Annotated in this window: 14 protein-coding genes; 11 read left to right on the plus strand and 3 right to left on the minus strand. The window is 70.4% G+C overall.

Features of this window, described 5'->3' with window-relative positions; all coding sequences use genetic code 11:
- Positions 1 to 23 precede the first annotated feature (23 nt).
- Entirely contained in the window at positions 24 to 338 is a 315-nt protein-coding gene (locus ACFYWJ_RS14520; RefSeq protein WP_355280501.1) for a hypothetical protein, read from the plus strand.
- A 55-nt stretch (positions 339 to 393) separates the two neighbouring features.
- On the plus strand, positions 394 to 1,956 hold the full coding sequence (gene ffh, locus ACFYWJ_RS14525; RefSeq protein WP_355280503.1) for a signal recognition particle protein: 1,563 nt from the start codon (positions 394 to 396) through the stop codon (positions 1,954 to 1,956).
- A gap of 52 nt (positions 1,957 to 2,008) precedes the next feature.
- Here ffh and ACFYWJ_RS14530 read toward each other — a convergent pair whose 3' ends face one another.
- Positions 2,009 to 2,800, minus strand: a complete 792-nt coding sequence (locus ACFYWJ_RS14530) for a 3-oxo-5-alpha-steroid 4-dehydrogenase (protein WP_355280504.1) — start codon at positions 2,798 to 2,800, stop codon at positions 2,009 to 2,011.
- A gap of 105 nt (positions 2,801 to 2,905) precedes the next feature.
- On the opposite strand from ACFYWJ_RS14530, the gene ACFYWJ_RS14535 reads away from it, so the two are divergent.
- The 6 genes from ACFYWJ_RS14535 (at position 2,906) to trmD (ending at position 7,004) form a co-directional block, all read left to right on the plus strand.
- Entirely contained in the window at positions 2,906 to 3,724 is an 819-nt protein-coding gene (locus tag ACFYWJ_RS14535; RefSeq protein WP_355280506.1) for a nuclear transport factor 2 family protein, read from the plus strand.
- A gap of 80 nt (positions 3,725 to 3,804) precedes the next feature.
- Positions 3,805 to 4,899, plus strand: a complete 1,095-nt coding sequence (locus ACFYWJ_RS14540) for an amidohydrolase family protein (protein ID WP_355280507.1) — start codon at positions 3,805 to 3,807, stop codon at positions 4,897 to 4,899.
- 201 nt (positions 4,900 to 5,100) lie between these two features.
- Positions 5,101 to 5,538, plus strand: a complete 438-nt coding sequence (rpsP, locus tag ACFYWJ_RS14545) for a 30S ribosomal protein S16 (RefSeq protein WP_355280508.1) — start codon at positions 5,101 to 5,103, stop codon at positions 5,536 to 5,538.
- A complete protein-coding gene (locus ACFYWJ_RS14550) occupies positions 5,538 to 5,780 on the plus strand; it encodes an RNA-binding protein (RefSeq protein WP_019048210.1) in 243 nt (80 codons plus the stop codon). The genes rpsP and ACFYWJ_RS14550 overlap by 1 nt, the downstream gene beginning before the upstream one ends.
- Positions 5,781 to 6,305 (plus strand): ribosome maturation factor RimM, encoded by a 525-nt coding sequence (gene rimM / locus ACFYWJ_RS14555; RefSeq protein ID WP_355280510.1) that lies wholly within the window; start codon positions 5,781 to 5,783, stop codon positions 6,303 to 6,305.
- A 3-nt stretch (positions 6,306 to 6,308) separates the two neighbouring features.
- The gene (gene trmD / locus ACFYWJ_RS14560) at positions 6,309 to 7,004 is read left to right on the plus strand and encodes a tRNA (guanosine(37)-N1)-methyltransferase TrmD (RefSeq protein ID WP_355280512.1); all 696 of its coding nucleotides are present in this window, start codon (positions 6,309 to 6,311) and stop codon (positions 7,002 to 7,004) included.
- Here the strand turns inward: trmD and ACFYWJ_RS14565 are convergent.
- Both ACFYWJ_RS14565 and ACFYWJ_RS14570 read right to left on the minus strand, forming a co-directional pair.
- The gene (locus ACFYWJ_RS14565) at positions 7,001 to 7,369 is read right to left on the minus strand and encodes a VOC family protein (RefSeq protein WP_355280513.1); all 369 of its coding nucleotides are present in this window, start codon (positions 7,367 to 7,369) and stop codon (positions 7,001 to 7,003) included. The two genes, trmD and ACFYWJ_RS14565, sit on opposite strands and share 4 nt — an antisense overlap.
- 344 nt (positions 7,370 to 7,713) lie before the next feature.
- The gene (locus ACFYWJ_RS14570; RefSeq protein ID WP_355280514.1) at positions 7,714 to 8,565 is read right to left on the minus strand and encodes a LuxR C-terminal-related transcriptional regulator; all 852 of its coding nucleotides are present in this window, start codon (positions 8,563 to 8,565) and stop codon (positions 7,714 to 7,716) included.
- A gap of 95 nt (positions 8,566 to 8,660) precedes the next feature.
- Here ACFYWJ_RS14570 and ACFYWJ_RS14575 point away from each other — a divergent pair, with 95 nt between their 5' ends.
- The 3 genes from ACFYWJ_RS14575 to ACFYWJ_RS14585 all read left to right on the plus strand — a co-directional run bounded on the left by ACFYWJ_RS14575 (position 8,661) and on the right by ACFYWJ_RS14585 (position 13,155).
- Positions 8,661 to 10,289: an AMP-binding protein gene (locus tag ACFYWJ_RS14575; protein ID WP_355280516.1), complete on the plus strand. Its 1,629-nt coding sequence runs from the start codon at positions 8,661 to 8,663 to the stop codon at positions 10,287 to 10,289.
- On the plus strand, positions 10,289 to 11,902 hold the full coding sequence (locus tag ACFYWJ_RS14580; protein ID WP_355280518.1) for an AMP-binding protein: 1,614 nt from the start codon (positions 10,289 to 10,291) through the stop codon (positions 11,900 to 11,902). Before ACFYWJ_RS14575 ends, ACFYWJ_RS14580 begins: the two co-directional genes overlap by 1 nt.
- Before the next feature lie 86 nt (positions 11,903 to 11,988).
- Positions 11,989 to 13,155 (plus strand): hypothetical protein, encoded by a 1,167-nt coding sequence (locus ACFYWJ_RS14585; protein WP_355280520.1) that lies wholly within the window; start codon positions 11,989 to 11,991, stop codon positions 13,153 to 13,155.
- Positions 13,156 to 13,175 lie beyond the last annotated feature (20 nt).

A 13,175-nucleotide genomic window follows, 5' to 3' on the forward strand; every position in this document is an offset into this window, starting at 1 on the left:
ACTCGTTCGAGGGGAGCAGATCCGTGGCTATCGAAGTCGTATCCGCATCGATGATGACCAGCGACGCGACCTCGCATATCGCGCGCTGCGTCGGCGGTGACCTGTGGGTGGTTTCGTGGCTACCGGGGCGCACGCTCACCGGCGCCCAGGCCCTGGCGGCGATGACCATCGCCTCCACGACCGCCCGGCACGTCGACAGTCCCGATGCCGAATGGGAGCGGATCGAGTCGCTCTCGCGTGAGCTGGGTCTCACCGGCCGGGAGGCGGTGTACCTGGTGAACATCGAAAACCACGAATTGCGGCGCACCGCGCCACCGCACGTGCGGCACCGGGAATAACACCCATTACCCTGGGAGGGCAATAGACGTCCCTTTCAGATCAGGAGCGCGATCGGTGTTCGAATCCCTGTCCGACCGGCTTACCGGTGCACTGCAGGATCTGCGCGGTAAGGGGCGTCTGTCACCGGCCGACATCGACGCCACCGCGCGCGAGATCCGCCTCGCCCTCCTGGAAGCCGACGTCGCGCTGCCCGTGGTGCGCGGCTTCATCGCCAACGTCAAGGAGCGCGCCAAGGGCGCCGAGGTCTCCGCGGCGCTGAACCCGGCCCAGCAGGTCGTCAAGATCGTCAACGAGGAACTGGTCAACATCCTCGGCGGCGAGACCCGCAGGCTGAACCTGGCCAAGAACCCGCCGACGGTCATCATGCTGGCCGGTCTGCAGGGTGCCGGTAAGACCACCCTCGCGGGCAAGCTGGCCAAGTGGCTCAAGGCCCAGGGGCATCAGCCGATCCTGGTCGCCTGTGACCTCCAGCGCCCCGGCGCGGTCACCCAGCTGCAGGTCGTCGGCGAGCGCGCGGGCGTGCCCGTGTTCGCCCCGCACCCCGGCACCTCGATCGGCGGCGGCGAGAACCCGCTCGGCATCTCCGCGGCCGACCCGGTCGGCGTCGCCCGCGCCGGTGTCGAAGAGGCCAAGGCCAAGCAGTACGACGTGGTCATCGTCGACACCGCGGGCCGCCTCGGTATCGACGCCGAGCTGATGCGCCAGGCCGCGGGCATCCGCGACGCCGTGCAGCCCGACGAGACCCTGTTCGTGCTCGACGCGATGATCGGCCAGGACGCGGTCAGCACCGCCGAGGCGTTCCGCGACGGCGTCGGCTTCACCGGCGTCGTGCTCACCAAGCTCGACGGCGACGCCCGCGGTGGTGCCGCGCTGTCGGTCCGCAATGTGACCGGTTCGCCGATCATGTTCGCCTCCACCGGTGAGAAGCTCGAGGACTTCGACGTCTTCCACCCGGACCGGATGGCCTCGCGCATCCTCGGCATGGGCGACGTGCTCACCCTGATCGAGCAGGCCGAGCAGGTCTACGACGCCCAGCAGGCCGAGGAGACCGCCCGCAAGATCGGCAGCGGCGAGCTCACCCTCGAGGACTTCCTCGACCAGATGCTGGCCATCCGCAAGATGGGCCCGATCGGCAACCTGCTCGGCATGCTGCCCGGCGCCGGTCAGATGAAGGACGTGCTCGCCCAGGTCGACGACAAGCAGCTCGACCGGGTGCAGGCCATCATCCGCGGCATGACCCCCGCCGAGCGCGACAACCCGAAGATCATCAACGCCTCCCGCCGCCTGCGCATCGCCAACGGCTCGGGCGTGCAGGTCTCCGAGGTCAACCAGCTCGTCGACCGCTTCTTCGAGGCCAAGAAGATGATGGCCATGATGGGCCGTCAGATGGGCCTGCCCGGCGCGCGCCGCGGCAACAACAAGAAGGGCAAGAAGGGCAAGAAGGGTGGGCGCGGCCCGACCCCGCCGAAGATGCGCGGTGGTTTCCCCGGAATGCCCGCCGGGATGCCCGGTCTGCCGCCGGGCATGGACCTGTCGCAGATGCCGCCCGGCCTCGACCAGCTGCCGCCGGGTCTGGAAGGCATCGACCTGTCCCAGCTGAAGTTCCCCAAGAACTGATCCGACGAGAACACCGCGGCCGAGCATCGGCCGCGGTGTTCTCGTCTCCGGGTCAGATCACGCCGGGGATCAGGGCCTTGCGATTCGCCGGGTAGTCGACGAACTTCTCCCGGTACCAGCGGTGCGTGGCGAACGCGCGCGGCACCAGGTTGCCCGCCGTGATCAGGAAGATCGCCACCCCGGCCAGCGACCAGGTGAGCAGTGCGAACCCGGCCCAGGCGATGAGTTCGCCCAGGTAGGCCGGGCTGCTGACGAACCGGAAGCCGCCGCCGAAGGGCACCCGGTACTCGGCCGCGCCGGGGTTGTTCTTGTCGCGCAGATTGCGCACGATCGCCTCCGACCGCACCAGCAGCCCGAAGCCGCACAGGTACACGACGAGCCCGATCAGGAAGCGCGGGTCGGTGAGCCAGGCGGTGCCGTACTGGTTCTTGTAGTCGTTGCTGAAGAAGGCGCCGTTGAGGTAGCCGTGCAGCGAGGTCACGAACACCCCGGCCGCGACCACCGAGAAGTTGAAGCTGCTCTTCTTGCCCGGCACCTGCCGGATGGACAGCGGGAAGAACCAGCCGCGATTGCCGTAGTGCAGCAGCCAGATCGCCGCCAGCACCAGCGGCACCGGCTCGAAGCGGTCGGGCCCGCTGAGATAGAACACCGCGAACACCACGGTCGCGGGTAGTTCCATCAGCCACCAGCCCAGCTTGGGGTTGAGATTGAAGCCGATCGAGGTCGAGGCGAAACGGCCGTACGGACTCTGCGCGAACAGTCCGCCCACGATCACGAACGCGGCGAAGGCGAAGGCGATGGCCAGCACCGTGTCGTAGGTGGCGTTTCCGGTGTACCAGTCCATCGAGATTCCTTTGTCCAACAGCGCGCCGGGCACGATCGCCGACGCAAAACTAGAACACGTTCTATCATGGATCGGGCAGGGGCAGCGCGACTATGGAGGACCTACATGCCGTTGGATCGGACCGCGGAAGACCTGCTGGCGGCCGTACAGGCCTCGCCCCGCGCGGTGGCGGCGCACGACAAGGACGCCTGGGTCGGCCTGTTCGTCGACAACGCCGCCGTGCACGATCCGTACGGCGCGCGCGAACACATCGGCCGCGAGGCGATCTCGCGGTTCTACAACGTCTTCATCGCGCCGAACACCATCGCCTTCCGGGTCGAGCGCGACCTGGTCGCCGGGCGCACGGTGGTGCGCGACCTGCACATCGAGACCACCATGTCGACCGGCGCCACCGTCACCGTGCCCATGCACCTGCGCTACGACCTGATCGAATCCGCCGACGGCTGGCGGATCGCGCGCCTGGCCGCGCACTGGGAACTCGCGGTGATGATCCGGCGGCTGCTCGGCACCGGTCCGTCCGGGATGCTGGCCGGGACCAAACTCGGCCCGCAACTGGTCTCCGAGCTGGGGTTCGGTGGCGCGATGGGCATGATGCGCGGCCTGCGCGGTGTGGGCACCACGGGCAAACGCGTCGTCGGCAGGCTCTTCGGCGCCGCCGCCGCGGGCGACCTGGCCGGTGTCCGGGATCTGCTCGGCGCGCGGGCGGCGGTGGAAGCGCCCGCCGGGCGACCGGTCGACGCGGCGGGATTCGCCGAGTTCGCCCGGGACATCCGGTGGGAGAAGATGATCGCCGCCGGGCGCACGGTCAGCGCGAGCGTGCGGATCGGCGCGGCGCGCGGGGTGGCCTTCGTCGACTTCGCGGCCGACGAGCCGCGGATCGTCGCGGTGACGGTCTTCCTCGACGAACCGGACCTCGCCCGGTAGCCGGTGGCGGCCCGCCGACCCGGGTGCGTCGGCCGAGCGCGGGCGGTAGGTTGGGGCCAGGCCGACGTCTGGAGGTTCGTGTGCATCTGCGTGGTGTGGTTCTCCCCGGCGACGAGGAGCGCGACCTCTGGGTCGTCGACGGGCTCGTCACCTTCGAGCCGGTGCCCGGGGCCGAAACCCTGTGCCGCACCGGCTGGATCGTGCCCGGCCTGGTCGACGCCCACTGCCACGTCGGGATCCGCTACGGCGGCGGCGACGAGACCCGCGAGGGCGCGATCGAGCAGGCCGAGACCGAACGCGACGCCGGCGCGCTGCTGCTGCGCGACGCGGGCTCGCCGATCGACACCCGCTTCATCGACGAGCACGCCGAACTCCCGCGCATCATCCGCGCGGGCCGCCACATCGCCCGCCCCAAGCGCTACATCCGCGAACTGGGCATCGAGCTCGACGACGAACGCGACCTGCCGGAGATCGTCGCCGAGCAGGCCCGCTTCGGCGACGGCTGGGTCAAGATCGTCGGCGACTGGATCGACCGTTCCGTCGGCGATCTGCGCCCACTGTGGAGCGACGACATCCTGAATCAGGCGATCGACGCCGCCCACGCCAACGGCGCCCGCGTCACCGCCCACGTGTTCGGCGAGGACGCGCTGCCCGGCCTGATCAACGCGGGCATCGACTGTCTCGAACACGGCACCGGCATCACCGACGACACCATCGAGCTGATGCTCGCCCACGGCACCGCCCTGGTCCCCACCCTGATCAATATCGATACCTTCCCCGGCATCGCCGACAGCGCCACCAAGTTCCCCGTCTACGCCGCCCACATGCGTGACCTGCACCGACGCGTCCGCGACACGGTCGGCAAGGCGCACGAGGCCGGCGTGCCCATCTACGCGGGGACCGACGCGGGCGGCTCCATCCGCCACGGCCGGATCGCCGACGAGATCGCCGCCCTCGGCGGCGCCGGCCTCTCGCCGCACGACGCGCTGGGCGCCGCCTCCTGGAACGCGCGCACCTGGCTCGGCCGCCCCGGCGTCGAGGAGGGCGCCCCGGCCGACTTCGTCGTCTACGCCGACGACCCCCGCACCGCCCCGGCCGCGCTCACCGACCCCGACTGGGTGGTGCTGCGCGGGCTGGTGGTGAAGACCCCGGACCCGGTCACCGGCCACCGCTGACGGTCGCCACCCGGAACGGCCGATTTCAGTCGGCGCGGACCGGTCTGGCACAATGAACAACCGTCCTTCCTGGACAGTGTCAGCCCGTCTCCGGTCACGTACCGCGCGGCGGTCACACACTTCATGCGCGAAACCGGACCCGCAGACCATGCGGGTCGCCGAATCGCGCGGTGACCAAACTACTGAAAGAGGCAGATCAGCATGGCTGTTCGCATCAAGCTCACCCGCCTGGGCAAGATCCGCAACCCGCAGTACCGCGTGGTTGTCGCCGACGCCCGCACCCGTCGTGACGGCCGGGCCATCGAGGCCATCGGCAAGTACCACCCGAAGGAAGAGCCCTCGCTGATCGAGATCGATTCCGAGCGCGTGCAGTACTGGCTGGGTGTCGGCGCGCAGCCGACCGAGTCCGTGCAGCGTCTGCTGGAGATCACCGGCGACTGGCAGAAGTTCAAGGGCCTGCCGGGCGCCGAGGGCACCCTCAAGGTGAAGGCCGCCAAGCCGTCCAAGCTGGACCTGTTCAACGCCGCGCTGGCCGCCGCCGACAACGAGCCCGTCGCCGAGGCCGTCACCCCCAAGAAGAAGGCCGCCAAGAAGGACGAGGAGGCCGCCGAGGCCCCCGCCGCTGAGGCTGCCGAGTAATGACTGCCGTTGTTGCCGATGCCGTCGAACATCTGGTTCGCGGCATCGTCGCCAACCCCGATGACGTCCGCGTCGAGCTGATCACCGGCCGGCGCGGGCGCACCGTCGAGGTGCACGTCCACCCCGAGGACCTGGGCAAGGTGATCGGGCGCGGTGGTCGTACCGCGACCGCGCTGCGCACCCTGGTCGCCGGCATCGGTGGCCGTGGTATCCGGGTCGACGTGGTCGACACCGACGCCTAGATGGAACTCGTCGTAGGTCGGGTCGCCAAGTCGCACGGCGTGCGCGGCGAACTCGTCGTCGAGGTGCGCACCGACGAGCCGGAACTCCGGTTCGCCCCCGGTGCCACCCTGCACGGCAAGATGCCGAAATCCGCGGCGACTCGCGACTACACCGTGAAGTCGGCCCGAGAGCACTCGGGCCGGCTTCTGGTCTTCGTCGACGGTGTCGCCGACCGCACCGCGGCCGACGCGCTGCGCGGCATGCTGTTCGTCGTCGACAGCGACTCGCTGCCCCCGTCCGAGGACGAGGACGCCTTCTACGACCACGAGCTCGAGGGCCTGCGCGTCGAGCTCACCGACGGCACCGTCGTCGGCGAGGTCACCGAGGTGCTGCACTCGGCCGCGGGCGAACTGCTGTCGGTGCGCGCCGCCGACGACGGCCGCGAGATTCTCATCCCCTTCGTCACCGCCATCGTGCCGACCGTGTCGATCGCCGATGGACTGGTGGTCATCGATCCGCCCGAGGGCCTGCTCGATCCGGAGTAATTCGTGCAACTCGATGTCGTCACGATCTTCCCGGAGTACCTCGAGCCGCTGCGGACCGCGCTGCTCGGCAAGGCCGTCGACAAGGGCCTGATCTCGATCGGCGTCCACGACCTGCGTGACTGGACGCACGACGTGCACAAGTCGGTCGACGATTCGCCCTACGGCGGCGGTCCCGGCATGGTCATGAAGCCCACCGTCTGGGGCGACGCGCTCGACGCGGTCTGCCCCGACGACGCCCTGCTCGTCGTCCCCACCCCGGCCGGCGTGCCGTTCACCCAGGCCACCGCGCAGCGCTGGTCCACCGAGCGGCACCTGGTGTTCGCGTGCGGCCGCTACGAGGGCATCGATCAGCGGGTCTTCGACGACGCCGCCCGTCGCGTCCGCGTCGAAGAGGTGAGCATCGGCGACTACGTGCTCATCGGCGGCGAGGCCGCCGTGCTGGTGATGACCGAGGCCGTGGTGCGGCTGATCCCCGGCGTGCTCGGCAATCAGCAGTCCCACCAGGAGGATTCGTTCTCCGACGGGCTGCTCGAAGGTCCCAGCTACACCCGCCCGGTGTCCTGGCGTGGCCTCGACGTGCCGCCGATCCTGCTCTCCGGCGATCACGCCAAGGTGGCCGCCTGGCGGCACGAACGGTCCCTGGAACGCACCCGCGAGCGCAGGCCGGACCTGCTCCCGGAGCCCGAACTCCCGCGCTAGGCGGGCACCACCCTGGTGGTGATGCAGAACGGGTGCCCGGCCGGATCCAGCAGCACGCGCCAGCGCGGGTCCTGTTGCACCGGAGCGGGTTTGGCACCGATCGCCATCGCGTGCTGTTCGCATAGGTCCAGGTCGGCGTCGGCGGCCAGCTCCAGCTGCACCGCGGCGCTGCCCGGCCACTGCGGCGGGTAGTAGTCCTCGACGCGTTGCGCGGCGATCGTCAGCCCCGACGGGAGCCGGATTCCGACACTGTGGGCGTCGTTCCACAGCACGCGGCCACCGAGCAGCCCGAGATAGAAGCGGGCGAGGGTTTCGGGGTCGTCACAGTCCAGCGAGACGCCGGCCAATTGAAAAGGCTCCGTCATCCGACCGACGCTACCGGGCCGGATCGACGTCGAGATTGTTTTGTCCCAAAGATATTCGGGTATCCGGAGGGGTAATTCGTTGTGTCATCGTCCAGGACGGGGATTGCTCGTTCCATCCGGAATGGCTTCCGCCGCAACGAAGCTCGGCCGATCGACCGGGTCGATCCGGCCCCCTTCGCCCATGTTCGCAGTACAGGCCGTGCGTCCACGGATGATTCGGGCGACGGCGCACTCCGGTGGCACCGGAGTCCGGCTCCGCGCCGGGGGACCGTGCTCGGCGGCAGCGCCGCTCGCGGGTGCGCGCACCGGCCGTCAGGACGGCGGGGAGGGTGACCGATCACACATCAGGGCAGGAGCCCATGGCGCCGGGCCAGGGCCACCGCTTCGTGCCGGGTTCGCGCGTCGAGTTTGGTCATCGCCTGCCGCAGATAGCTCTTGACGGTCTCCGGGCCGAGCGAGAGCCGCAGCGCCGCCTCCTGATTCGTGCAGCCGAGCGCGATCTGGGCGAGTACGTCGAGTTCGCGCCGCGACAGCCGGGGCACCTCCGCCGCCGGCTCGCCGGTCATGACGCCGGTGAGCCGATCGCACACCCCCGACAGCTGGGCGCGCACCGCCGCGTCGCCACTGGCCGCCGCCAGCGCCCGCAGCTCGGCGTGGATCCCGCGCAGCTCCTCGGTGACCGCGGGCGTTGCGGCGGGGGCCGGCGTCGCGAGCGCGAGCATCCTGACCCGCCGGTCCACCTCGTCGCGCACCGCGATCTCGGTGGCCAGCCGCCTGCTCGCCTGCAGGATTACCTCGGTCGTGCGATCGCCGATCGGGCCCGTGCCCCTGGTCGCCGCGTACAGCACCGCGCGCGGCCGGTCGTCGACCACGACCGGCACGGCGACCACCGAGCGCAGGCCCTCGCCGCACACCGGGCCGTCGTAGTGGTGGGTGATGGTGGAGGCGCCGCGATAGTCGGCCACCGAGGCGGGCCTGCGGCGCTCCATCGCCTGGCCGCCGAGCCCGGACGTGCGCAGCACCGTCAGCCCGCGCAGTCCGGTGGTGACGGTGCCGACGAACTCGGTGAGCAGCAGCGCGTCCTCGTCCACCGCGCCGCCGAAGATCACCGGGACGTTCGCGCGGCGCGCCACCCAGCGGATCTCCGCGCGCAGCGCGTCACCGTCGCGGGGGCGCAACAGAGCAGTGGCCGGCATCGGTCACCCCTTTTCGGGGGTAGTGGCGAACGTGAGGTGTGCCACATTCTAGGACAAGACCTGGCGGCCCGGCCCAGGTGTTGAGGAGAACTGCGATGAGTACCGACCTGGACGCGCGGGTGCGCGACCTGCTCGAGAGTTACGACGGACCCGAGGCCAGCGCGGCCGAGCTGCTGTGTGACCGGCATCCGGCCGAGCGGATCGCCTGCACCGTTGTCGAGTCCGATCTGAGCGCGTATGAGCTGACCTACGGCGAACTGCGGGAGCGGTCCGCGCGCTTCGCGGCGGCGCTGGCCGAGCTGGGGGTGCAGCCGGGCGACCGGGTCGCGACGCTGATGGGCAAGTCCGCCGACCTGGTCGTGGCGCTGCTCGGCATCTGGCGGCGCGGCGCGGTGCACGTCCCGCTGTTCACCGCCTTCGCGCCGCCCGCGATCGGTTTCCGGCTCGCGGCCGCCCACGCGAAGGTGGTCGTCGCCGACGCCGATCAGGCGCCCAAGCTGGCCGTGAGCGCGGACATCCCGGCCGATCCGGAGCGCCGCACGATCGTCGTCGGCGACACCGCCGACCCCGACGCGCTGCGGTTCGCCGAGCTGCTCGCCGCGCACCGCGCCGACGACCCGCGCGCGGCCGCGGTGGCCGTCGGCGGTGACGGCCTGCTGGTCCAGCTGTTCACCAGCGGCACCACCGGCACCCCCAAGGGCGTGCCGATTCCCGTGCGGGCGCTGGCCTCGTTCCACGCCTACCAGGAGTTCGCCCTCGACGTGCGTCCCGACGACGTCTACTGGAACGCCGCGGACCCGGGCTGGGCGTACGGCCTCTACTACGCGATCCTGGCTCCGCTGGCGACCGGCACCCGCAGCCTGCTGCTGCACGCCGGGTTCTCCGCCCCGCTCACCCTGGACGTGCTGCGCCGTTTCGGCGTCACCAACTTCGCCGCCGCGCCGACGGTCTACCGGGCGTTGCGCGCCGGTGGCGACCCGGAGGGGATCGCGCTGCGCCGGGCGTCGTCGGCGGGCGAACCGCTCACCCCCGATGTGGTCGCCTGGTCGGAGCGGGCGCTCGGGGTCGCGGTGCGCGATCACTACGGCCAGACCGAGCACGGCATGGTCATCTGCCACGCCTGGCACCCGGACATCGACCGCCCGGCCCCGCCCGGTTCGATGGGCACCCAGCTGCCCGGCTGGACCTGCGCGGTGCTGGCCGACGACGCCGACGTCGAGGCCGCGCCCGGCGAGATCGGCCGGGTCGCCATCGACACCGACCACAGCCCGCTGCTGTGGTTCCTCGGCTACCTCGACGCCCCCGAACGCACCGCGAGCCGGTTCACCTCCGACGGGCGCTGGTACCTCACCGGCGACGTCGGCGCCCGCGACGCGGACGGCTTCTTCCACTTCAGCTCGCGCGACGACGACGTGATCATCATGGCCGGCTACCGGATCGGCCCGTTCGAGGTCGAGAGCGTGCTGGTGCTGCACGATCAGGTCGCCGAGGCCGCTGTCGTCGGCATGCCGGACGAACTGCGCGGCGAGGTGCTCGAAGCCTTCGTCGTGTTGCGCGACGGCGCCGAGGGTGGCGCCGAGCTGACCGCCGAACTCCAGCGCCTGGTCAAGGACAAGTTCGCGGCGCACGCCTATCCCCGGCAGGTCCACTACGTGACGAGTCTGCCCAAGACACCGAGTGGCAAGGTGCAGCGATTCCTGCTGCGCGGCAAGGAGACCCGCTGATGTCCGCACTGAGCTACGCCCACGGCCTGACCGGCACCCCGCTGCTCGGCGACACCATCGGCGCGAACCTCGACCGCACCGTGGCCGCCCACCCGGACCGCGACGCGCTGATCGACCGCCCCACCGGCCGTCGCTGGACCTACCGGGAGCTGGGCGTCGCGGTCGACGCCGTCGCGACCGGCCTCGCCTGCCTCGGCATCGGCGCGGGCGACCGGGTCGGGATCTGGGCGCCCAACTGCGCGGAATGGTTCCTAGTCCAGTACGCCACGGCCAAGCTGGGCGCGGTGCTGGTCAATATCAACCCGGCCTACCGCACCAGCGAACTCGAGTACGTGCTGCGGCAGGCGGGCATCCGCCAGCTGATCGCCGCGCCGGAGTTCAAGACCTCGAACTATGTGGCGATGATCGACGAGGTCCGGCCGAATTGCCCCGACCTGGAACAGGTCCTGATCCTCGGCCGATCGCAGTGGCAGGAGATCGCGGCCACCGAGCCCGACATCGAGCGACTGGCCGCCATCGCCGCGACGCTGTCGGCCGACGATCCGATCAACATCCAGTACACCTCGGGCACAACCGGTTTCCCGAAGGGCGCCACGCTCAGCCACCACAACATCCTCAACAACGGCTTCTTCGTCGGTGAACTGTGCGGCTACACCGAGGTCGACCGGATCTGTGTGCCGGTGCCGTACTACCACTGCTTCGGCATGGTCATGGGCAATCTCGCGGCCACCTCGCACGGTGCGGCCGTGGTGATTCCGGCGCCCGCGTTCGATCCGGCGGCGACCCTGGCCGCCGTCGCCGCCGAGCGTTGCACCTCGCTCTACGGCGTCCCCACGATGTTCATCGCGATGCTGGCCGAACTCGACGCCGGGGCAACTCCGGATCTGTCGAGCCTGCGCACCGGCATCATGGCGGGCTCGCCGTGCCCGGTGGAGGTGATGAAGCGGGTGATCGACCAGCTCGGGATGACCGAGGTGTCCATCTGTTACGGCATGACCGAGACGTCGCCGGTGTCCACCCAGACCCGCAGCGACGACAGCATCGAACGCCGCACCGCCACCGTCGGCCGGGTCGGACCGCATCTCGAGGTGAAGGTGGTCGACCCGGCGACCGGGCGCACCCTGCCGCGCGGCGAAGCGGGCGAACTGTGCACCCGCGGCTACTCGGTTATGCTCGGCTACTGGGACCAGCCCGACAAGACGGCCGAGGCGATCGACGCGGCCCGGTGGATGCACACCGGCGACATCGGCGTCATGGACGACGACGGCTACCTCTCGGTCACCGGCCGGATCAAGGACATGGTGATCCGCGGCGGTGAGAACATCTATCCGCGCGAGATCGAGGAATTCCTCTATACCCATCCCGATGTCGTCGACGCCCAGGTCATCGGCGTCCCCGACGACAGATACGGGGAGGAACTCATGGTCTGGCTCCGCCTGCGCGACGGCGCCCCGATCCTCGACGCCGCCGCCGTCCGCGCCTTCTGCACCGGCCGCCTGGCCCACTACAAGATCCCGCGCTACGTCCACGTGGTCGACGAGTTCCCGATGACGGTCACCGGCAAGATCCGCAAGGCCGAAATGCGGGAACTGGCCAGGGACATCCTCGGCTGACCCGCCCGCCGGACACGCGACCAGCTGATAGCGTGTCCGGCGAATCGCGGGGGTTTCCCCCGGGCCGGATGATGGTGGGGGAGACGGTGATCCGTCGAGCGACGATGGTGGCGATGTCGGTCTGCGCGCTGGTCGCGGCGAGTGGGGGCACCGGGGGCGCCGACCCCGGGATCGCGGTCCTGCCGAGTCCCACCGGCGCTTTCCCGGTGGGGACGACCACCGTGCACCTGGTCGACGCGGCCCGGCCCGATCCGTTCGTGCCCGAACACGCCAGGGAACTGATGATCTCGGTGTTCTATCCGGCGACCGACGTGGACCGGTACCCGCGCGGGCACTACGCCTCGACCGAGCTGATTCCCGGACTGGAACAGACACTGGGCGTCGATCTTCCGGGTGCGCTGACCCACGCCTATCGCGCCGCGCCCGCGCGGACCGGCGAGACCTATCCGGTGGTGCTGTACACGCCCGGCGCCGGCGTCTCGCGGATCCTCGGTACCGGTCTCGCCGAAGATCTCGCCTCGCGGGGCTACGTCGTGGTGACCATCGACCACACCTACGAAACCGGGCCCGCGGTCGAGTTTCCCGGCGGCCGGATCGTGCCCCCGGCCCCCGCACCGAACGGTTTCGACACCGTCATCCGCGCGCAGTACATCGAGGCCAGGCTGCTCGACTTCCGGTTCGTCCTCGACGCTCTCGCCCGGCTGGCGGGCGGCGAGAACCCGGACGCCGAGCGGGATCCGCTGCCCACCGATCTCGGTCGCGTGCTCGATCTCGACCGGGTCGGCGCCGTCGGTCATTCCTCCGGTGGCTACACCGCGGTGGAGGCCATGCACGAGGACCGGCGGATCGACGCGGCCGTCGACCTGGACGGTCAGATCGGCGTGGACGAGGCCTTCGGCCGTGCGGTGACCGAGGGTGTCGACCGGCCGACGCTGGTGCTGACCAGCAGCCAGATCGAGGAGGTGGGCGACGCGAATCCGTCGCTCGACGCGTTCTGGCGCTCCGCGACCGGCTGGAAACGCCATCTGGCCATCGCGAATTCGGCCCACTACGACTTCACCGACATGCCGTCGCTGGTGCCGGGGCCAGCCCGGCCGCTCGCCGCGCGGTACATCGGCACCATCGACCCTGATCGGATGGCGTTTCTGGTGCGCTCCACGGTCGCGGCGATGTTCGACAAGTTCCTGCGCGAGCGCACCGATACGCCGCTCGATCGACCCGTGAACGAGCCCGAGCTGACGGTGGTTCGCTGACCTGGGAGTCGGCCGGGTGT

The sequence above is a fragment of the Nocardia sp. NPDC003269 genome, from assembly GCF_042888005.1.
GTDB lineage: Bacteria > Actinomycetota > Actinomycetes > Mycobacteriales > Mycobacteriaceae > Nocardia.